The following is a 20,864-nucleotide window of genomic DNA, read 5'->3' on the forward strand; positions in this document are numbered from 1 at the left end:
AAGGCATTGAGTAATACGAATAGGTGTAAAATAGAGAAAAACAAAAAGAAAAACATAAAAAAGGGGGGAGCGCAAAGCGCTCCCCCCTTTTGTCAACAGCCCCTATACTGTTGGCTTTTTTCGTAAGCAATCGCACCCTTTTCTTTCGCAAGCTGCTCAAATGACTTTTTCGACTTAACAATCCATACTTTTGTTCCAATCGGAACCTGATCGTATAAATACTCTACATCTTTTTTATACATGCGAATACAACCTTGCGAAATATATTTGCCGATTGAGCTTGGCTGATTTGTTCCGTGTATTCCATATTTACTACCATCTGTACCTCGGGCATTAAACCCAATCCATCTAGAACCGAGCGGATTTTTCGGGGAACCACCTGGGATGTTCTTTGCAATATAATATGGATTTTTTGCTTTCATCACAACATCAAATGTACCTTCTGGCGTTAAATCATTCGTTTTACCTGTCCCAACTGGAAATGTGTTTTGTATCTTTCCATCATGAATATATGCAAGCTGGTTCGTTTGTTTATTGACGATAATAAGCGGATCGCCAACACGTGGATTATCACCGAGCGGCCAAAGCGGCGATAGGGAAACAAATAATATGAATGAAAGAAGATATGGCATACCTCAATCATTCCTTCCTTCTTATATTAATTCTTTGATATTATATTTCCCTCTGAATCGACTTTTAATGAGTAAATATTGTTCTATTTCATACACGAGCTGAACGAGCTTAGCACGCGTTTCAAATTCTTCTCGTGTCTCCGGAAGCGGCATTTCCCGAAAGATTTCTCGCATCTCCTGAAGTTGCCTTAATGAAATAACTCCCGTACTTTCTGGGCGAATTGCATTCCCAACATTTTCAATTACATCGGCCACCATCCCCGCTTGTTCATATGCCCAAGATAACGAAGCGACTAACGGCATAACTCTTTCTAAAATTTCATACTGTTGCTGACGCATTTGAAAATAACGATAATAATAATCATCTTCACGCATAAATTGATTTTCCAGCTTTTTGAAAGACAAATCTTTTGCCTTCTCAAGTAATTCTTCCGTTTCAATTAGCTCTTTTCCATTCCAAACACTATCACGATTTCTTAAGTATGCAGCCATTTCAAACAGAATTGTCTTAAAATTAGATTCTACTTTTTGTTGATACTCTTTTAACTCACTTTCAACGCTTGGCATGTACAAATTAATTAGCAAAGCAACACTAATTCCAATCGTTAAAATTGCAATCTCATTTCCAACAATTAACCACGTAATTTTTTGCAATGAAAATAAATGCATAACGATAACAGAGCTTGTAACAATCCCTTCTTGAATCTTAAGCATAACCGCAGTTGGAATAAACAGAAGTAATAGAAGTCCAATTGCTAGCGGTGTATACCCTATCGATTCAAAAATAAAAAATGCAAACACCATAGAAAGTAAACAAGCTAAAAAACGATGAATAGATACTTCTAATGATTTTCTTTTTGTATTTTGTACACATAAAATAACAAGAATGCCGGCTGTGCTATAAAACTCTAAATGAAATAATTGAGCAATCCACACAGCCAAGGCAGTTCCAGCTGCTGTTTTCACTGTTCGATATCCAATTTTAAACATATTAACGCTCCTATTATGTACGAACTACTTTCAAAATAAGTATAAAGAAAAGGATGACGCAATGTCATCCTTTTCCCATTATTATTCACGCAATTTTTACATATTACAACATTTTTTGCAAAAATTCTTGTGCACGCTTGCTCTCCGGTGCTGTAAAAAACTGCTCTGGGTTCGCATCTTCTACAAGTTTTCCACCATCTAAAAACAGAACACGATCGGCCACTTCTTTTGCAAAGCCCATTTCATGCGTAACAATTGCCATCGTCATTCCTGTCGTTGCAAGAGATTTCATAACTTCTAGTACCTCTTTTACCATCTCTGGGTCCAGCGCGGAAGTTGGTTCGTCAAAAAGCATAACGTCCGGTTCCATTGCCAAGGCCCTTGCAATTGCAACACGCTGTTTTTGTCCACCAGAAAGGCGATTTGGATATGCATCCTTTTTCTCAAGTAATCCCACTTTTTCTAATAATTCTTCAGCTTTTTTTGCTGCCTCATCCTTTGAGATACCTTTTACTGTAAGAGGAGCATACGTAATATTTTCTAACACTGTCATATGAGGGAATAAGTGAAAATGCTGAAATACCATCCCAACATGCTGACGCACTTCCATAATATTTGTATTCGGATTTGTTACTTCTTGATTGCCAATCCAAATTTGTCCGTTCGATGGTACTTCTAATAAATTCATGCAACGTAAAAATGTTGATTTTCCTGAACCAGACGGTCCAATAATCGCAACTACTTCGCCTTGTCCAATTGTTGTTGTAATACCTTTTAATACTTCGTTATTTCCAAATGATTTATGAAGGTTTTCAATCTTAATCACTTTTCTTCATTCTCCCTTCAACCGCTTTGCCGATGAATGTAAGAATAATAACAAGAATGTAATAAATCATACCGACAAATAAAAGTGGTTCAAAATATGACAATGTCTCTCCGCCAACAATATACGCGCGGCGCATTAAATCTGTTGCGCCTATCACAGTAACAACTGCTGACTCTTTCGTTAATGTAACAAATTCATTTACTAATGCTGGCAAAATGTTTTTTAATGCTTGCGGTAAAATAATATTTCGCATCATTTTTCCATATGGAACACCGAGTGCCATCGCTGCTTCTGTTTGTCCTTTATCAACCGCCTGAATTCCGGCGCGAATAACTTCCGACATATACGCACCTGAGTTTAAACTAAATGCTAAAACTGCTGCTAAAAATGCCGAAATATCATATCCTGTAATTTGAGGGAGACCATAATAAATAAGCATTAATTGTAGTACAAGCGGTGTACCACGAAAAATTGATGTATAAAAATCAGCAATCATACTTAAAAATTTAATTCTAGCAATTTTACAAAGCGCTAATAACGTACCTAGCGCAAAGCCGAGCAAAGAAGCTACAAAAACAATTTTTAACGTTACTTCTAATCCCTTTAATATATACGGTATTGACGGCGTAATTTGCGAAAAATCCAAATTCATCCTAAGTCAGTCCTCTCCAGAAGACGGAAAGGCGGCTTATTGCTCGCCGCCAAACCATTTCTTCACTAATTTATCCATTTCTCCATTTTCTTTCATTTTCTTAATCACTTTATTAAACTCCGCTGTTTTATCACTATTTTTCGGAAGTGCAATTGCTGAACCAGCTTCATCCGCAGCTTCCGGAATTTCTACACTCTTTAACTCTTTATTTTTTTCTAAATATCCTTTTGCTACTGTATCTTCTAAAATAATTGCATCAAAACGGCCTGCTTGAATTTCTTGAATTAGTTCTGGTATACGGTCACGTCCTTCAAATTGGAACGATACTTGTTTTTGTAAATCCTTTGCCTTTTCTTCTTGAATTGATCCTGTTTGTACTCCTACTTTTTTACCTTGCAAATCTTGCAATGTTTTAATGTTTGAACCTTCTTTAGAAATAATCAAGTTTTTAGAAGTAAAATAAATATCCGTAAAATCAGCATTTTTCTTACGTTCTGCTGTCGGTGTCATCCCAGCCATTACAAAGTCAACTTTTCCAGCTTCTAATGATGCCAACAATCCGCTAAAATCCATGTCTTTAATTTTAACTTTATAACCTAATTCTTTACTAATGTAGTTCATAACATCAATATCGAAACCGATAATGTCGTCGCCCTTTTTCGCATCGACATATTCAAATGGTTTGTAATCTGCAGAAGTTCCCATTACTAAAACTTTGTTTTTATTAGTACTTCCTGCTTCTTCACGCTTACTACAAGCTCCGAATATACTTACGATTAAAATAAGTGCAAGTGAAATTGATAAAAATTTCTTCATTTCTTCTCCTCCTAGTAAATGTATATTTAAAAAAATAATAGAATTTTTATTCGTTGAATGTATTGTAGCAACAAATTTATTTTTATGCAATAAATAAAATAAAAATAAATTTGTTTTTTCTTTCCACAACATCATTAACAGCTTATACACTGTATAATTTATGCATAAACAACTGATTTTATGTATAAAAAAGAACCGTTAAGATTCCATTCTTAACGGTTCTAAAAACGTATATTACATTTCATCACAATGTTCTTCAAAGTACGATTGTAATTTAGCAATAACTTGCATTGGTTCATGGCCTTCAATTTCATGACGCTCAACCATTGTCACAATCTTACCGTCTTTTAATAATGCAAACGACGGAGAAGATGGTGGATATCCTTCAAAATATTCACGAGCACGTGCTGTTGCTTCTTTATCTTGACCTGCAAATACAGTAACAAGATTATCTGGGCGTTTATCATAATGAACAGAATGCGCTGCTGCTGGACGTGCAATACCACCTGCACAGCCGCACACAGAGTTTACCATTACAAGCGTTGTGCCTTTCTTTTGTAATGCTTCATCTACCGCTTCTGTTGTTGTTAATTCTGTATAACCAGCAGCCACGATTTCTTCGCGCGCTTGACGAACAACGTCATTCATAAAAAAGTTAAAGTTAATCAAAGTTTTCCCTCCTCACACGTATCTATCTGTATCTTACCAATAACCATTTCTAAAATACAAGTAAACTTACTTGCTTTGTAGTCATGATTCATTAAGAAAAACGTCTTAGAGACCTCGCTCTAAGACGTTTTTCTTAGTGACCACGACGCTTCTGCTTCGCTTTTTGCACTTTTAACGCACGTTTTTTCCGTTTTTCTACTTCTCGCATTTCTTTCGATTGCACTTGCTTCTCTTGTTTATGCACTTCATACGATAACTGAATCGCTTCTTGTGCTTTCGTAAATTTTGAAGTTTTTAATTCCCTTGCGGCTTGCCGAATCATGCGCTTTACATTTTTCGGACGTTTTTGCTGTTTAATCTCTACTCCGCATTTAGCAAAGCAATCAAAATACGGTAACAACGTATCATTTACAAACAAAAGCACTTCTTCATCAGACGGTTCAGTACCAAAAATGTGCCGTACTGCATACAACCTTCCATTTTCTTCTCGTTCAATCATTCCTACAAAATACTGACCGTCATGATATACTGTCAATTTCATTGACAGCCCCTCCTTTAAAACATATTCAGAAATGCTGGACATCCCGGAGGGGAAGGTTACTGACATAAAAAATTATGCGTCCGGACTACCAACCGGAACTGTGTTTTTGCATTTCTATCACCATTATATTACATTTCTACTTGTTTTGTATCATTTCTGCATATACTTCAATCATTCTTTTATGCGATCCTACAATATAATCTGGCAATTCTGTAATCGAAAAAAACTTTAATTGCATCGCTTCCTCTTTATTTACAGCAGGTTCTCCTTCATAATCATGCGTATAATATGCAGTCGTTACAGCTTGAAACTCGTCACCGTTTTCTAGTTTCACAAAATGTTTTGCACCTGAGAACACATTAATGAGCTGCAAATTCTTCACATGAATGCCGGCTTCTTCATAAACTTCACGACATGCTGTTTCTTCTGGTGATTCCCGTAACTCCATTAATCCACCAAGAAGTCCCCACTTCCCGTGCGGTTCTTGCCTTTGTTGTAATAGCACTTCTCCATCTTCATTCAATACAAGAACAACTGAACCGACTAAAATTAAAGGGCGATGACCAACTATTTTTCGTAACTCTTCAACATATCCCATCGTAACAAACCCTTCTTTTTTATTTCGTTGTCCACACCATTGTATCATATGTATAAAATGGAAAAATGCATAATGTTTTTTTACTTTTTAAGTAAAATATTTATTTGTCCCTTTTCATCAACTGTTGCTAATTGAATCGATTGAATAGGTACTCTTTGCTCTAACTCGTCTCTTACCCACTCTTCTGTTTTTTCTAATAAAGCGAGAACATCTTTTTGAATCTTTCCGTTCTTCACAAGAATAAATGTAATAGGTGATTGTTCTACGTATATTTTCATATCTTTTCGAGAAATTGTTTCATGTGCTGCATATTGAAATACTGAAACGACTCCACTCGCTTCCCATAAAGCTAACTTTACCGTTTGAATATCCGTAATCCCCTGCAATCTCAGCTCAGAAAACAAATATTCTACTGTAATCCGTGCTTTCTTTAAATTATTAAATTGAACGGAACCGTTATGTAGCAGAATAATCGGTGCAGGCTCTAAAAAACGTCTCCACCAATCCACCTTTAATGTCAAAATGGAACTTACTATATGAAGTACTACGAGAACAAATGTTGTAATCAGAGAACCGAGAAGGCCTACTCTTTCATCAGATAATGCGTTCGATAGATTTCCCTCTATTAATAGCACGAGAACAAGATCTAAAAAACGAAGCTGAGCAATAGAGCGTTGTCCCATTGCCTTTGCAACAATAATCAAAAACATATATGCCACTATGGCACGGATTATCCATTCAAAATTCGAAAGATGCTTTGTTCCTTCAAAGATGTGCATATGCATAATAAATAGCACCCCTTAATAAAATTCCTCCTTTTAGTTTGTGTTTATCTATATTGTCTATGTAAAAAACAATATAAAGCTTTAACGAAATTATAAATTTACATAAGAAATGCGCTTTCAATTGATATAAATAAAAAAGCCCGCCAATTGGCGAGCTTTTTTATCATTAATATACAGAAGTATTATCTGCAGACGTATTTTCAAGAATTTCTTTTACGCGTCCTAAGAACTTACCGCAAATGAATCCGTCTAATACACGGTGGTCAAGAGATAAGCATAAGTTAACCATATCGCGTGCACCGAACATACCGTTATCCATAATTACTGGACGTTTCACGATAGATTCCACTTGTAAAATTGCCGCCTGTGGATAATTAATAATACCCATAGACTGAACAGAACCGAATGATCCTGTATTATTGATTGTAAATGTTCCACCTTGCATTTCGTCAGCTTTTAATGACTTCGTACGTACTTTCGTTGCAAGCTCAGTAATTTCACGAGCGATACCTTTAATTGTTTTCTCATCAGCGTGCTTAATAACTGGAACGAATAGTTCATCGTCAGTTGCAACTGCGATAGAAAGGTTGATATCTTTCTTCTGAACAATTTTATCGCCAGCCCACATAGAATTAATTTGTGGATATTCTTTTAACGCTTGTGCAACAGCTTTTACAAAGAATGCAAAGAATGTTAAGTTGAAGCCTTCACGCTTTTTAAATTCACCTTTAATTGAATTACGGTATGAAACAAGGTCTGTTACATCCACTTCAATCATCATCCAAGCATGCGGTGCTTCATGCTTACTACGCAGCATGTTTGCAGCAATCGCTTTACGCACACCAGTCACTGGGATTTCAATATCTCCAGGCATTGTTGGTACAGATACTGGTTTTGCCGCTTCTGCTTTTGGAGCTGCTGGTGCTGGTGTAGCCGCAGCCTTTGGTGCTTCTTGCGTAATTGGTGCAGCTGCTGCTTCTTTCTTCGCACCTGCTTGTGGAATATTTCCAGATTCCACTAATTTTAAAATATCTTTGCGCGTAATACGACCATTTGCTCCCGTACCTTCTACAGCATCTAAGTCAATATTATGTTCACCTGCAAGTTTTAATACAGCTGGTGAAAAGCGTGGCTTACCATCAGTTGGTTGCTTCGCTTTTGGCGCTGCTGATGCAGCTGCAGCTGCATCTGTTTTTGGTGCTTCTTCTGTTTTTTCTTCTACAGCTGTTGCAGCTACTTCATTTGCACCTTCAACTTGAATCATACAAATCACTTCGCCGACAGCTAATGTATCACCTTCGCCAGCGATTAACTCAGTAACAACCCCAGTGAAAGAAGATGGTACTTCTGCGTTTACTTTATCTGTCATTACTTCTGCAAGCGGATCATATTTATTTACATGATCACCAACAGAAACAAGCCATTTACTAATTGTACCTTCCGTTACACTCTCCCCAAGCTGAGGCATCGTAATTTTTTCTACAGCCATGTATAGTCCCCCCGATTAAAATTCCGCAAGTTCGCGCATTGCTTTTTCAACTTTATCTGGATTCACCATAAAGAATTTTTCCATTGTTGGTGCATATGGCATTGCTGGAACGTCTGGACCTGCAAGACGCGCAATTGGTGCATCAAGATCGAATAAGCAATTTTCTGCGATAATTGCTGCTACTTCACTTATAATGCTTCCTTCTTTATTATCTTCCGTTACAAGAAGAACTTTACCTGTTTTTGAAGCTGCTTCAATAATTGCTTCCTTATCTAACGGATACACAGTACGTAAATCAAGAATGTGAGCAGAAATGCCATCTTGTGCTAATTTTTCAGCAGCTTGAAGAGCAAAGTGAACACATAATCCGTATGTGATAACAGTAATATCGTCACCCTCACGTTTTACGTCTGCTTTTCCGATTGGTAATACATAATCATCTTCAGGCACTTCACCTTTAATTAAGCGATATGCACGTTTATGTTCAAAGAATAATACTGGATCTTCATCACGAATTGCTGCTTTTAATAAACCTTTTGCATCATACGGTGTAGAAGGAATTACAATTTTTAAGCCAGGTTGGTTTGCAAAAAGTGCTTCTACAGATTGAGAATGATACAATGCACCGTGAACACCGCCGCCAAATGGTGCGCGGATCGTGATTGGACAAGTCCAGTCATTGTTAGAACGGTAACGAATTTTTGCTGCTTCGGAAACAATTTGGTTTACCGCTGGCATAATGAAGTCAGCAAATTGCATTTCTGCAATTGGACGCATTCCATACATCGCTGCACCGATTGCTACCCCAGCAATTGCCGATTCTGCAAGTGGTGTATCCAGCGCGCGCATTTCACCAAATTGATCATATAATCCAGTTGTCGCTTTAAATACGCCACCTTTTTTACCAACGTCTTCTCCTAATACAAATACTTTCTCATCGCGTTCCATTTCCTCGCGCATTGCTAATGTAATCGCGTCAATATAAGACATTACAGCCATGAAACGTTCCCCCTTATTCCGCGTATACGTGCTTTAATGCAGATTCTGGATCCGCATACGGAGCATTTTCTGCATAATCTGTTGCTTCGTTTACGATATGCATCACATCATCTAACATTTGTTTTTCAGATTCCTCTGTTAAAATGCCTACTTCTTTTAAGTAGTTTGCAAATGTATAGATTGGATCTTTTTTCTTTGCTTCTTCTACTTCTTCTCTATCACGATACACACGATCATCGTCATCACTAGAGTGAGCTGTTAAACGATAAGATACAGTTTCAATTAATGTTGGGCCTTCACCACGGCGACCACGATCTGCAGCTTCTTTTACAGCTTTATATACTTCAAGCGGATCATTTCCGTCTACTGTGTATCCTGGCATACCATAACCGATTGCACGGTCAGATACATTTTTACATGCTAATTGTTTTTCAACCGGGATAGAAATTGCATATTTGTTATTTTCGCACATGAAAATAACTGGTAATTTGTGTACTCCTGCAAAGTTTGCACCTTCATGGAAGTCACCTTGGTTAGAAGAACCTTCTCCAAATGTAACAAACGTTACTAAATCTTTCCCTTCCATCTTACCTGCTAATGCAATACCTACTGCGTGCGGTACTTGCGTTGTAACTGGTGAAGAACCTGTTACGATGCGATTTTTCTTTTGTCCAAAGTGTCCAGGCATTTGACGTCCGCCAGAGTTTGGATCTTCTGCTTTTGCAAATCCAGATAGCATAAGCTCTCTTGCTGTCATACCAAATGCTAACACGACACCCATATCACGGTAATATGGCAACGCATAGTCCTTTTCACGATCAAGTGCAAATGCTGCTCCTACTTGTGCAGCTTCTTGACCTTGACAAGAGATTACAAATGGAATTTTTCCTGCACGGTTTAATAACCACATACGCTCGTCAATTTTACGTGCGAGTAACATCGTGCGATACATTTCTAATACTTGCTCATCGCTTAAGCCAAGCTCTTCATGGCGTTTTGCTTTTACTTCAGCCATTTTAACACCCTCCTAAATCCTTTTTACCACGCTCTATTATAAAGCAAGAACGATACACTATCCATTCCCACCGGTTCACTTTTATCCGTGTAATGCTTTTCCATCAACCGCTAATGCAGCTTCGCCAATTGCTTCTGATAACGATGGATGCGGATGAATTGTATGTGCAACTTCCCAAGGCGTCGCATCTAATACTCTTGCAAGACCTGCTTCTGAGATCATATCAGTTACATGTGGTCCAATCATATGAACACCAAGAATATCATTTGTTTCTTCATCAACAACAAGTTTCACAAAACCATCAGATTCTCCGTATACAAGTGCTTTACCGATTGCACGGAATGAGAATTTACCTACTTTTAATTTGTAGCCTTTTTCTTTTGCTTCTTGTTCTGTTAAACCGACAGAAGCAACCTCTGGGCTACTATATACACATTTAGATACCATAGAGTAATCAATTGGCATCGGCTCTTTTCTAGCAATATGTTCAACTGCTACAATTCCTTCATGAGAAGCAACGTGTGCAAGTTGCAAGCCGCCAATTACATCACCAATTGCATAGATATGTGATTCTTTCGTTTGATAATATTCATTTGTTTGAATATAACCTTTTTCAACAACAATATCTGTATTTTCTAAGCCGATATTTTGTGTGTTCGCTTGTCTTCCAACAGATACAAGCATTTTTTCAGCTTTAAATTCTTTATTTTCACCGTTAAGTTCTGCTTGAATTGTAACGCCATTATCTTTTATTAAAGTTTCTGGTAATACTTTGGCACCAGTTACAATTTTAATACCTTTTTTCTTAAGCAAACGTTGCATTTCTTTAGAAACATCTTGATCTTCAAGCGGAAGAACATGTTTTGCATATTCAAGTACAGTTACTTCCACACCGAAATCAGCAAGCATAGATGCCCACTCAATACCGATTACACCGCCGCCAACAATAATTACAGATTCAGGAATCGCTTCCATTTTCAAGGCGTGATCAGATGACATGACATATTCACCATCAAGTTCAAGTCCTGGTAAAGAATTTGGACGTGACCCTGTTGCAACGATTACGTTTTTCGGAATAAGCATTTCATTCTCTTCTCCGCTCGCTAATTCAACAGAAATCGTTCCTGGCATCGGTGAGAAAATAGATGGGCCAAGAATACGACCGATTCCTTCATACACATCGATTTTCCCTTGCTTCATTAAATGTTGTACTCCTTTATGAAGCTGGCTAACAATTTTTTCTTTACGTTCTTGTACTTTTGCAAAATTTAATTCTACATTGCTCGTTACAACACCGAATTCTTCACCTTTTTTCGCAGTTGCAAAAACTTCAGCACTGCGAAGCAACGCTTTACTTGGAATACAACCTTTGTGTAAGCAAGTACCTCCTAGGTTCTCTTTTTCAACAAGCGCTGTTTTTAGTCCTAATTGTGATGCACGAATAGCAGCAACATATCCGCCTGTACCGCCGCCAACAATAACTAAATCGTACTCTTTTGCCATATTCTCAACCCCTAGCTACGGTTTCTTTTTCCATTACAACATACTCTTTTGCAGCTTCTTCTTCACGAAGTACACGAAGCGCACCTTCTGCTAATGCTTGTAATTCATCTTCTCCTGGATGTACAATGACATCTGCAATCCAATGAACACGCTCTTTAATTTCATCAACAAGGATTTTACTATATGCAAGTCCACCAGTTAAAACAATAGCATCTACTTTCCCATGAAGAACTGTACTTGCCGCACCAATTTCTTTTGCAACTTGATATGCCATCGCCGTATAAACAAGTGTCGCTTCCGGATCACCTTGTTCTACCATCTTTTCTACTTTAATTGCATCATTTGTACCAAGTAAGCTTACTAAGCCACCTTGTCCAACGAGTTTTTTCATCATTTCATCACGGTAATAGTCACCAGAGAAGCACATTTCTACAAGCTGACCTACCGGAACTGTTCCTGCACGTTCTGGGCTGAATGGTCCTTCTCCATTTAAACCGTTATTTACATCAATAACTCTTCCCTTTTTATGAGCACCAACTGAAATACCGCCGCCCATATGTGCAATTAATAAGTTTAAATCTTCATATTTACGATCAAGTTCTTTTGAAACTTTACGAGCTACTGCTTTTTGGTTTAGCGCATGAAAAATACTTCTTCGCTCCATGCCAGCTATTCCGCTAATACGGGCAATATCATCCATTTCATCTACAACTACTGGATCGACAATAAACGCTGGAATGTTAAGTCCAGAAGCGATTTCATATGCTAAAATACCTCCCAAATTGGAAGCGTGATGGCCACTATAACCATTTTTTAAATCTTCTAGCATAGCTTCATTTACTGTATACGTACCACCTTCGATTGGGCGAAGTAATCCGCCGCGTCCACATACAGCATTTAACTTAGAAATATTAATACCATGGGAATGAAGCACCTCTAAAATAGTTTGCTTACGAAATTCATATTGATCAATAATACGCTTATATTTCCCAATCTGTTCTTCGTCATGACGAATTGTTTCTTCTAAAACAGGTCTTTCGTTATCAAAAACACCAATCTTCGTAGATGTACTACCAGGATTAATGACAAGAATTCGATTCACGGACAAGGCTGCTCCCTCCATCATTTATTTAGAAAGACAGTAGCAACTTCCAAATAAAGCTGCTACTGCTTTTATATTTACTTTTTCTATCAATTAGCGACGGCTTAAAATGTTGTGGCCGTTACTTAAAAATGTACTGCGTGTATTTTTTAAGCTTGCAATGCGCTCTTCAGCAAGACGATCAGCTGCTACATATGTTGGCACGCCATCACGTTTTGAAATTTCGATTACTTTTGCAATTGTGTCATAAATTGCTTCTACGCGTTTTAATGCACGCTCTCTGTTGTATCCGTATAACTCATCCGCTACGTTAATTACGCCACCTGCGTTAATAACATAGTCTGGTGCATATACGATACCCATTTCATGAACGATATCACCATGACGATCTTCTTTTAATTGGTTATTTGCAGAACCAGCAATTACTTTCGCTTTTAATTGTGGAATTGTTTCATCGTTTACTGTTGCTCCTAATGCACATGGTGCATAGATATCACATTCTACACCGTAAATTTCGTTTGGTTCAACAGCAGTTGCACCAAATTCTTCTACAGCACGTTGTACAGCTTCTTTATTAATATCTGTAACGATTAATTTTGCACCTTCTGCATGTAGGTGTTTACATAGGTGATAAGCTACATTTCCTACACCTTGAACAGCAATTACTTTACCTTCTAAGCTATCTGTACCGAACGCTTCTTTTGCAGCTGCTTTCATACCAACGTATACACCGTAAGCAGTTACTGGAGATGGGTTACCAGAAGAACCGAATGAAGGTGAAATACCTGTTACGAAATCTGTTTCTTCATGAATAATATCCATATCATCTACAGTTGTACCAACATCTTCTGCTGTAATGTAACGGCCATTTAAGCCTTGAATGTAACGGCCTAATGCACGGAACATTGCTTCGCTCTTATCTTTACGTGGATCGCCGATAATAACTGTTTTTGCACCGCCTAAGTTTAAACCAGCAGCTGCGTTTTTATATGTCATTCCTTTTGCAAGACGAAGAGCATCTTCAATTGCCGCTTCTTCAGAATCGTATGTCCACATTCTTGTTCCGCCAAGAGCTGGTCCAAGAGTTGTATCATGAATTGCAATAATTGCTTTTAATCCTGATTCTTTATCTTGACAGAATACTACTTGCTCGTAATCGTAAGTTTCTAAGTATTTGAAAATTTCTAATGTCATTGTAATTTCCCCCTTGATATGTTTAACATTTTCGATTTTAGCCCGTTATACTGGACTCATTTCCTTAATCATTAATGAAAATAAAACATGTACTGTAAGAAAGTTTATTTAGAAGCAGTCGCAACTGCCAATGCTAATGAATACACTTTTGTTTCTGCTGAATCTGCGCGAGATGTTAACACAATCGGTGCTTTTGCTCCGGCGATAATCGCTCCTACTTTTGCATTTGCAAAGTATACAAGCGATTTATATAATACATTTCCAGCTTCAATTGTTGGGACGAGTAAAATATCTGCTTTACCAGCTACATCACTTTGAATTCCTTTATGCTCTGCTGCAATTTGTGAAACCGCAATATCTAAAGCAAGTGGTCCATCAATGATACAATCTTTAATTTGTCCTCGACGATTCATTTGCGTTAACATTGCTGCATCAATCGTTGCTTGCATTACTGGATTTACAACTTCCACAGCAGCAATCGGAGCTACTTTTGGTACATCCACTCCTATTGCCCGGGCAACTTCAACTGCATTTTGTGCAATTGCCGCTTTTTGCTGCACATCTGGAGCAATATTCATCGCTGCATCTGTTACAATAATAAAGCGATCATAATTAGGTACTTCAAAAGCTGCAACGTGTGATAACACACCGCCTTTACGAAGACCCCATTCTTTATTTAATACTGCTTTCAAAATGCTAGCGGTTGGAATGTTTCCCTTCATAAGCACATCTGCTTCTCCACCTCTTACAGCTTTTACTGCTAATTCAGCAGCTTCTGCATTAGAGGCAGCGGAGATTACTTCAATATGTTCTGAAGGCTGTAATCCATGTTCCTGTAACATATTCATAATTGTTTCTTGATTTCCATATAGACGAAATTGAGCTAACTGTAATTGAACAGCCTTTGCAACTGCTTCAATTACTTCATGATCTTCAGCTACTGCAACAGCAACTGTTTTTTTCGGTTGCTCTGCTGCTTGATCAATTAAAGTTTGTAACTTCATATTTTGTAATCAACCCTTCCTCGTCGTCCCTCGCTTATATATTAAAGCAAATACCGTGCCAACTTTTAAATTCCATTCAAATATTTTTGAAAACGCATTCAAAACGTAGAAAAATCAACATTTTGTAACTAAACAAAAAATTCCGTCTAATTTTGTCGCATTATATTTACCGTGCAATTTGTTGCACGGTATGAAATTTATTGCATGCTATTTTTTGCACGCTCGTATTTTTCTAGCTTATAGTATAAATTCCGAACCGAAACCCCTAATGCTTGAGCTGTTTTTGTTTTATTCCCATCAAATCTAGATAAATATTCATGAATAATATTCCCTTCAAATTCAGCTACTAAATCTTCAAGAGGCTTTTCTTCTAATTCGGGAAGTAATTTACTCACTTTCAATTCAACTTGATCCTCTTGATGTAGCGAAGGTAAATGATGTACATCAATATACATTTCATTATAATTCATAAAAATAATCGCTCGTCCTAAAATATTTTCAAGCTCACGAACATTCCCAGGCCAGTCATACGACTGCAAATACTGTACGGCTGATTCCGTTAATCCTTCGACATTGCGTCCATAATCTTGATTAATTTTTTGAATTAATCGATCGGCAATTTCAGCAATGTCTTCTTTACGCTGACCAAGGGACGGAATATGAATCGGAATTTTATTTAAGCGATAATATAAATCTTCCCGAAAGTCACCATTTAAAATTGCTTTTTCTAAGTTCACATGCGTTGCAGCAATGACTCGAACATTAATAGGAATCGGCTTCGTACCTCCAACCCTGACGATTTCTTTCTCTTGCAAAACACGGAGTAATTTCGCCTGTGTATTCGCAGACAACTCTCCTATTTCATCTAAGAAAATACTCCCATTATTTGCTTCCTCAAAAAAACCACGCTTCCCTCCGCGTCGCGCGCCAGAAAATGCACCTTCTTCGTAACCAAATAGTTCACTTTCCAATAACGATTCGGAAATGGCTGCACAATTTACCCGAACAAACTTATTGTACTTCCGATTGCTGCCATTATGAATGGCGTGCGCAAATAATTCTTTTCCAGTTCCTGACTCTCCGCGCAGGAGTACCGTCGCTGGTGTATTCGCTCCTAGTTTCGCCTGTTCAATTGCCGCTACAATCCCTTCTGACGTTCCAACAATATCATCAAATGAATATTTCGCCTCCAACGTACGAATAATTTGCCTCGCCCTATTTAATTCATTTGTTAATTTTTGAATTTCGGATACATCACGAATGACGCCAACGCTTCCCTTTAAAATTCCATCAACAATAACCGGGGCTACATTTACAATTACATCTCTCTTTTTTTGACCAATCTTCATATGAATGCCACGCACTGCTCTGCGTGTCCGAAGCACTTTCATATGCATACTTTCCCCTTCTACAATGTCCGTTGTCGCTGGTTTACCAATAATATCTTCTTCAGAAAGACCTGTTAATTTTGTATAGGCTGGGTTAATTACAAGCCCTCGTCCTTGCTCATCAACAACGGAAATTGCTTCTTCAGATGAATGAATAATCGCTTCTAGCAACATTTGAATTTCTTTTAAATTCGTCACTTCTTCAGCTAAATTTACAATCTCGGTAATATCTTTAAAAACTGCAAACGCTCCTTGCACTTCCCCAACCTCATTTAAAATTGGAATGCGCGTTGAAATAATTTTTTTCCCATTATGTAATGTTAATTCTTGATTAATCTCAATTTGTTTCGTACGAATAATACGAAGTAACTTACTTGTTGGAATTACTTCTAAAATGTACTTATTAACAACATCTTCGCTTTTATACCCTATCATTCGTTCCGCACTTTTATTGAATAATAGTACATTCCCATCTTTATCAACAACAATCATACCGTCGTGCGTTGAATTTAAAATAAGATCCCGCTGCTGTGTTTGTTCTTTCAACCGCCCAATCAACATTTCTTTTTCATGCGCAAGCTTGACAACTATATTCGCAACATCACCCGGAACAAGCAGTGCATCTTCTTGTTTCTTCACCAAAACCTTTTCATACACACTGTAATCACCTGTCATATCAAAGATGACATCAATATCCTCTTCTATAAACGCTTCCCAGTCACTTCCTGTAGAAATATAAAGACTCTTTGCAAGTTGTATACCTTTTGCCTTTTCATCAATATCGACAATTGCAACCACTTCAAATATATTCGATTTTTGCAGCAAGCCCAGAATCGCACTGCCCCCAGCTCCAGCTCCAATAATTAATGCTCTTTGTCTCATATACCACCAATCCTCCCGTAGCAACTCTGCAAAATTTTTCACACTTCTATCTTACTTCTTCTGAAACCTCTTGACAAACGAACACAAATTATAACATCATTTTGTATATACTAAATTGTCTGAAAAGGAGTTTTTTCATGCAGCGTTATCTTGCCCTTCTTTTAGCAGTTATTCCCATTTCACTAGCTGTGGTAGGCATTAAACTGATGAGAGATACTGTCTTCGGTATTCTTTTCTCTCCAATCCCTGTATTATGGTTACAATTTTTAATTGGAGCATTCTGTTTTGCAATTGGTTTTTATATTTTTGGCGGCTTCATTTTATATCGCGACCGAAAACGAAATAAAGTACAAGCTCGATTTCGAAGATAAAGTGAAACTTCCATTCGAAGGCGCTTTTCCTTCGAATGCTTAGTTAAACCAATCGGGCTTTTACGGGCAGTTATCACCCACATTTCTTCTTCGCTTTCTCTGAATCTTGAGGTAAAGGTCTTATCGCCCACGAATAGCAGGATAAAACGAAGCGTCTATCAGTGGAAGTCTTTCTGTTCGCGAATAGCGGAATAGAATTCTTTACCTTGAAATACTTCACAATATCAACGTTCACACAAAAAAAATGAGACTTTCTCTGAAGAAAAGTCTCATTTTTTACCTTGCAATAGCCCCTTTGCACGCTCTGGATAGTCTGTAATAATAGCGGTCACATTCATCTCCAAAAACTTTCTCATCACTTCTTCATCATTAATCGTATACGGACGCACTGCTACACCATTTATCATCGTTAATTCAATAATCCCATCCGATATATAACGATAGTTCGGATGAATAGCACTAGCGCCCATCTTTTTCGCATAAGCCCAAGGACTATGCAACCCTTCCTTATATAAAATTGCTGTTTCAATATCAGGGGCCATCATATGACACTTTTTCATACTATAATGATTAAAAGAAGATAGAATGATTCGCTCCTCCATATTATATTTTCGAACGAGCGTAATTACCTCTTCTTCTAACCCTCGATACGGCACCTTATTATTCTTTAATTCAATATTAAGAAAAAGATTGTTTGTTTCTAGCCATTCTAACACCTCTTCTAATAAAGGAATACGGCACACACCGACCTTATCATAAAATGTATAACTAGCATCTAATGCACGCAAATCTTTATATAAATAACTCTGAACTGCTCCTTTTCCGTTTGTCGTTCGATTTACTGTTTCATCATGAATGACAACGATTTTACTATCTTTCGTGAACTGAACATCCAATTCAATTCCATCGGCTCCGAACTGCTCCGCCGCTTGAAAAGAAACCATTGTATTTTCCGGATATGTTCCCGCAGCCCCTCGATGTCCAAAAATAAGCGTCATCTTATCACCTCAAATCTTGTCTGCTCTAACAGCCAGTAAGAAATTCATTGCAGGTTACTAACCTTGCGAGCTGCTACTATTAGCGAATCCCCCGCCGATGAAGACCTCTCTTTATGTTATACTATACAAAAAGGAGGTACTTTTATGAAACCATTACAACTTTCACCAGAAACAGCTATTAAGTTATCTAAAGCTCTCGGTGTTCCACTTGAACAGCTTATGCATATGCCTCAGCATATTTTAATTCAAAAACTTGTTGAATTAGAAAAACAAAATAAAGAAGATAAATAAACATACCCTATTTAGCACAGGACTGTTTTTAATTTTAATGATAATCTCCATGTATAAGTTTATTGTATCTCTAGTGAAGTTAACTCTGTTATCATTTATACTAAAGTGATACTTTCATCAACAAGGGCTTTATTGCCTACTTACATACGATAAACTTAATAATTTATTTTCACTACACACTAGAATAATAATCAACAAAGAGGAGAGACCCATACAATGTCTCTCCCCTTTGTTGATTTCTTTATAAATACACTATATTTTCCCAATTATTATTTTTCAATTTTATGATTTATAGATGTTTTATTGTGTTCTGTTTTCACCCAAGTATGCTGTTGTTTCCATTTCATCAGCCCCACGATTTGAGCGTATACGAACGTGTATGCATAATAGAAAATCGAGAAACTCATTCGAATCAATTGATATTTTCGATTTGTATCTATCTTGACCGCATAATACATACAAACAATAAATTGATAAGCGAACAACACCAAGGAAAGAATGCTAGCCCCCAAAATCATCGCTACGAGGCGCTGCCCTATATCTGGTATATCCTGGTAAGATCTCGTAACAACAGCGTAACCCAAAGCAACTAAAATACCAATTAAAGTTATCGACATTTGCACTGCACGCGTCATACCAAATAAATAAAACAATTGGTCAATAATTTTCATCTTACCTTTTTCTGTAAACAATTTTTTCATCATCGGCTTAAAGTTTGTGAAAGCTACATACCAATGCCCCTGCGACCAGCGTGTACGCTGTTTAATACTTACTTTAAAATTATCTGGCTTTTCATCATACACACGAACAAAATGATTCCATAATACCCTTCCATTCTCTTTAACAATTTCCATTTCTAGCTCTAAATCCTCTGTTAAAGAATGAAAACGAAAACCGCCGTGTTTCATTAAATACTCCATTTTAACGATAAATCCAGTTCCACCAATAGCATTCGGTAATCCAACACGATACTTCGCTAACTGGAAGAAACGATTTGTTAAGTAGTAACTCATAGCGTATCCAAGAGATAAGTTAGTCGCTGAATTCTTTGAGTCTAAATAAATTTGAATCGCTTCTGGTTCTTTCTTTGCAATATACTGAGAATTTAACTCTTGTAAAACATTAGAATCCACGTGATTATCAGCATCCAAAATCATGAGACAGTCATATTTTTTTGTCAACTCTTCAAATCCTAAGTAGCGCAATGCATATTGTAAGCCTGCAGGTTTACCGACTCCTTCACGAGTAAAAAGTTGTTCACTTGTATTAATGTATTTCATTCCCTTTTCTTCACAAATAGCACCTGTTCTGTCGCTACTATTATCGTTTACAACATAAATGTCATATAAATCATCACGATATTGAATACTCTTCAAATTATCGATAGTAGAGCCAATTACCTTCTCCTCATTATGGGCCGCTACTAAAATTAAAAACCTTGTCTTATCTTCGACTAATTCATAGTCACGCTTTGCTCTACCAAACCCAAAGAAAGACAAAATTACGTAGTATACAGTATTAATGTTAACATACAAAGTTAATACAAAAAATAAGCCCAATAAAGCGGTTACTACTTTTCCACTCATAAACTCCATTTCTTTTCCTCCTGTAATTCTACAGCTTTCTCTTTATTCAATATTTCAAATACTTATACTATTATAAAATATCCTATATAATATTCAATCTAAATTTTAAAATTTTTGAAATAAATGTAATCTTTTGTAATATTCAAAGAGAAATAGTATAGGATACTTAGCAACATGTAAACAAAAAAGATGGATAAGGGAAATTATATGCCGTCCATATAGTCTTAGGTATAAAAAATTTAATCGTCACGATTGAAAATATGACAAGAAAAGTTGTCACGATAAGGACTGTATACGCTCGTTCTGTTATTGTCTTGAAAATCATCTACATAAACTCCTAAAATTTGTAATGATAAGGTTTCACTCAAATGACACAGTAGCCCTATAATCATGTAAATATTTTCCTTTAAAATTTGGTAGACTAAAAGCAGAAAGTTTTCAACATCCATCTGAGCGCTATTCATATAACCAAAAAACCTCCTATCTATTGGAATAAATCTTTCAATAGATAGGAGGTTTTAAAATTAGCCATC

The 20,864-nt window shown here is 37.0% G+C and carries 22 protein-coding genes; 2 read left to right on the forward strand and 20 right to left on the reverse strand.

Annotation, left to right across the window (positions count from 1 at the left end):
* Positions 1 to 92 precede the first annotated feature (92 nt).
* From ACFQZ1_RS03075 to ACFQZ1_RS03155, 17 genes are all read right to left on the reverse strand, one after another.
* Positions 93 to 632: a L,D-transpeptidase gene (locus ACFQZ1_RS03075; RefSeq protein ID WP_377880631.1), complete on the reverse strand. Its 540-nt coding sequence runs from the start codon at positions 630 to 632 to the stop codon at positions 93 to 95.
* A 21-nt stretch (positions 633 to 653) separates the two neighbouring features.
* Entirely contained in the window at positions 654 to 1,622 is a 969-nt protein-coding gene (locus ACFQZ1_RS03080) for an aromatic acid exporter family protein (protein WP_377880632.1), read from the reverse strand.
* Between the two features lie 103 nt (positions 1,623 to 1,725).
* Positions 1,726 to 2,448 (reverse strand): amino acid ABC transporter ATP-binding protein, encoded by a 723-nt coding sequence (locus ACFQZ1_RS03085; RefSeq protein ID WP_377880633.1) that lies wholly within the window; start codon positions 2,446 to 2,448, stop codon positions 1,726 to 1,728.
* Complete coding sequence (locus ACFQZ1_RS03090; RefSeq protein ID WP_377880634.1) at positions 2,441 to 3,100, reverse strand: amino acid ABC transporter permease; 660 nt, start codon at positions 3,098 to 3,100, stop codon at positions 2,441 to 2,443. Before ACFQZ1_RS03090 ends, ACFQZ1_RS03085 begins: the two co-directional genes overlap by 8 nt.
* A 36-nt stretch (positions 3,101 to 3,136) precedes the next feature.
* The gene (locus ACFQZ1_RS03095; RefSeq protein ID WP_377880635.1) at positions 3,137 to 3,916 is read right to left on the reverse strand and encodes a transporter substrate-binding domain-containing protein; all 780 of its coding nucleotides are present in this window, start codon (positions 3,914 to 3,916) and stop codon (positions 3,137 to 3,139) included.
* 234 nt (positions 3,917 to 4,150) lie between these two features.
* A complete protein-coding gene (locus ACFQZ1_RS03100; RefSeq protein WP_377881038.1) occupies positions 4,151 to 4,564 on the reverse strand; it encodes a BrxA/BrxB family bacilliredoxin in 414 nt (137 codons plus the stop codon).
* A gap of 154 nt (positions 4,565 to 4,718) precedes the next feature.
* The gene (locus ACFQZ1_RS03105; RefSeq protein WP_377880637.1) at positions 4,719 to 5,126 is read right to left on the reverse strand and encodes a YjdF family protein; all 408 of its coding nucleotides are present in this window, start codon (positions 5,124 to 5,126) and stop codon (positions 4,719 to 4,721) included.
* 136 nt (positions 5,127 to 5,262) lie between these two features.
* The gene (locus ACFQZ1_RS03110) at positions 5,263 to 5,724 is read right to left on the reverse strand and encodes an NUDIX hydrolase (protein ID WP_377880638.1); all 462 of its coding nucleotides are present in this window, start codon (positions 5,722 to 5,724) and stop codon (positions 5,263 to 5,265) included.
* Positions 5,725 to 5,804: 80 nt separating this feature from the next.
* Positions 5,805 to 6,509 carry a DUF421 domain-containing protein gene (locus ACFQZ1_RS03115; protein WP_377880639.1) on the reverse strand — a complete coding sequence of 235 codons (705 nt, stop codon included), beginning with the start codon at positions 6,507 to 6,509 and terminating at the stop codon, positions 5,805 to 5,807.
* A gap of 166 nt (positions 6,510 to 6,675) precedes the next feature.
* Positions 6,676 to 7,998, reverse strand: a complete 1,323-nt coding sequence (locus tag ACFQZ1_RS03120; protein WP_377880640.1) for a dihydrolipoamide acetyltransferase family protein — start codon at positions 7,996 to 7,998, stop codon at positions 6,676 to 6,678.
* Positions 7,999 to 8,013: 15 nt separating this feature from the next.
* On the reverse strand, positions 8,014 to 8,997 hold the full coding sequence (gene bfmBAB / locus ACFQZ1_RS03125) for a 3-methyl-2-oxobutanoate dehydrogenase subunit beta (protein WP_377880641.1): 984 nt from the start codon (positions 8,995 to 8,997) through the stop codon (positions 8,014 to 8,016).
* 13 nt (positions 8,998 to 9,010) lie between these two features.
* A complete protein-coding gene (bfmBAA, locus tag ACFQZ1_RS03130) occupies positions 9,011 to 10,012 on the reverse strand; it encodes a 3-methyl-2-oxobutanoate dehydrogenase subunit alpha (RefSeq protein WP_377880642.1) in 1,002 nt (333 codons plus the stop codon).
* Between the two features lie 81 nt (positions 10,013 to 10,093).
* Positions 10,094 to 11,515: a dihydrolipoyl dehydrogenase gene (lpdA, locus tag ACFQZ1_RS03135; RefSeq protein ID WP_377880643.1), complete on the reverse strand. Its 1,422-nt coding sequence runs from the start codon at positions 11,513 to 11,515 to the stop codon at positions 10,094 to 10,096.
* 4 nt (positions 11,516 to 11,519) lie between these two features.
* The gene (gene buk / locus ACFQZ1_RS03140; RefSeq protein WP_377880644.1) at positions 11,520 to 12,623 is read right to left on the reverse strand and encodes a butyrate kinase; all 1,104 of its coding nucleotides are present in this window, start codon (positions 12,621 to 12,623) and stop codon (positions 11,520 to 11,522) included.
* An 87-nt stretch (positions 12,624 to 12,710) separates the two neighbouring features.
* A complete protein-coding gene (locus ACFQZ1_RS03145; RefSeq protein WP_377880645.1) occupies positions 12,711 to 13,811 on the reverse strand; it encodes a leucine dehydrogenase in 1,101 nt (366 codons plus the stop codon).
* A gap of 104 nt (positions 13,812 to 13,915) precedes the next feature.
* Positions 13,916 to 14,815, reverse strand: a complete 900-nt coding sequence (yqiS, locus tag ACFQZ1_RS03150) for a phosphate butyryltransferase (RefSeq protein ID WP_377880646.1) — start codon at positions 14,813 to 14,815, stop codon at positions 13,916 to 13,918.
* 197 nt (positions 14,816 to 15,012) lie between these two features.
* The gene (locus ACFQZ1_RS03155; RefSeq protein ID WP_377880647.1) at positions 15,013 to 17,085 is read right to left on the reverse strand and encodes a sigma 54-interacting transcriptional regulator; all 2,073 of its coding nucleotides are present in this window, start codon (positions 17,083 to 17,085) and stop codon (positions 15,013 to 15,015) included.
* A 137-nt stretch (positions 17,086 to 17,222) separates the two neighbouring features.
* Here ACFQZ1_RS03155 and ACFQZ1_RS03160 point away from each other — a divergent pair, with 137 nt between their 5' ends.
* Complete coding sequence (locus ACFQZ1_RS03160) at positions 17,223 to 17,456, forward strand: DUF2627 domain-containing protein (RefSeq protein ID WP_377880648.1); 234 nt, start codon at positions 17,223 to 17,225, stop codon at positions 17,454 to 17,456.
* Positions 17,457 to 17,725: 269 nt separating this feature from the next.
* Here the strand turns inward: ACFQZ1_RS03160 and ACFQZ1_RS03165 are convergent, their stop codons facing one another.
* A complete protein-coding gene (locus ACFQZ1_RS03165) occupies positions 17,726 to 18,454 on the reverse strand; it encodes a glycerophosphodiester phosphodiesterase (RefSeq protein ID WP_377880649.1) in 729 nt (242 codons plus the stop codon).
* Between the two features lie 144 nt (positions 18,455 to 18,598).
* Between ACFQZ1_RS03165 and ACFQZ1_RS03170 the strand changes: the two genes are divergently transcribed.
* Positions 18,599 to 18,745, forward strand: coding sequence for a YycC family protein (locus tag ACFQZ1_RS03170; protein WP_377880650.1), 147 nt, complete (start codon positions 18,599 to 18,601; stop codon positions 18,743 to 18,745).
* A gap of 269 nt (positions 18,746 to 19,014) precedes the next feature.
* Here ACFQZ1_RS03170 and ACFQZ1_RS03175 read toward each other — a convergent pair whose 3' ends face one another.
* Together ACFQZ1_RS03175 and ACFQZ1_RS03180 are read right to left on the reverse strand one after the other, a co-directional pair.
* Positions 19,015 to 20,340 (reverse strand): glycosyltransferase family 2 protein, encoded by a 1,326-nt coding sequence (locus ACFQZ1_RS03175; protein WP_377880652.1) that lies wholly within the window; start codon positions 20,338 to 20,340, stop codon positions 19,015 to 19,017.
* Positions 20,341 to 20,570: 230 nt separating this feature from the next.
* The gene (locus ACFQZ1_RS03180; RefSeq protein WP_377880653.1) at positions 20,571 to 20,795 is read right to left on the reverse strand and encodes a hypothetical protein; all 225 of its coding nucleotides are present in this window, start codon (positions 20,793 to 20,795) and stop codon (positions 20,571 to 20,573) included.
* Positions 20,796 to 20,864: the final 69 nt, after the last annotated feature.

Source organism: Bacillus sp. CGMCC 1.60114, from assembly GCF_042676365.1.
In the GTDB taxonomy this organism is placed as follows: domain Bacteria; phylum Bacillota; class Bacilli; order Bacillales; family Bacillaceae_G; genus Bacillus_A; species Bacillus_A rhizoplanae_A.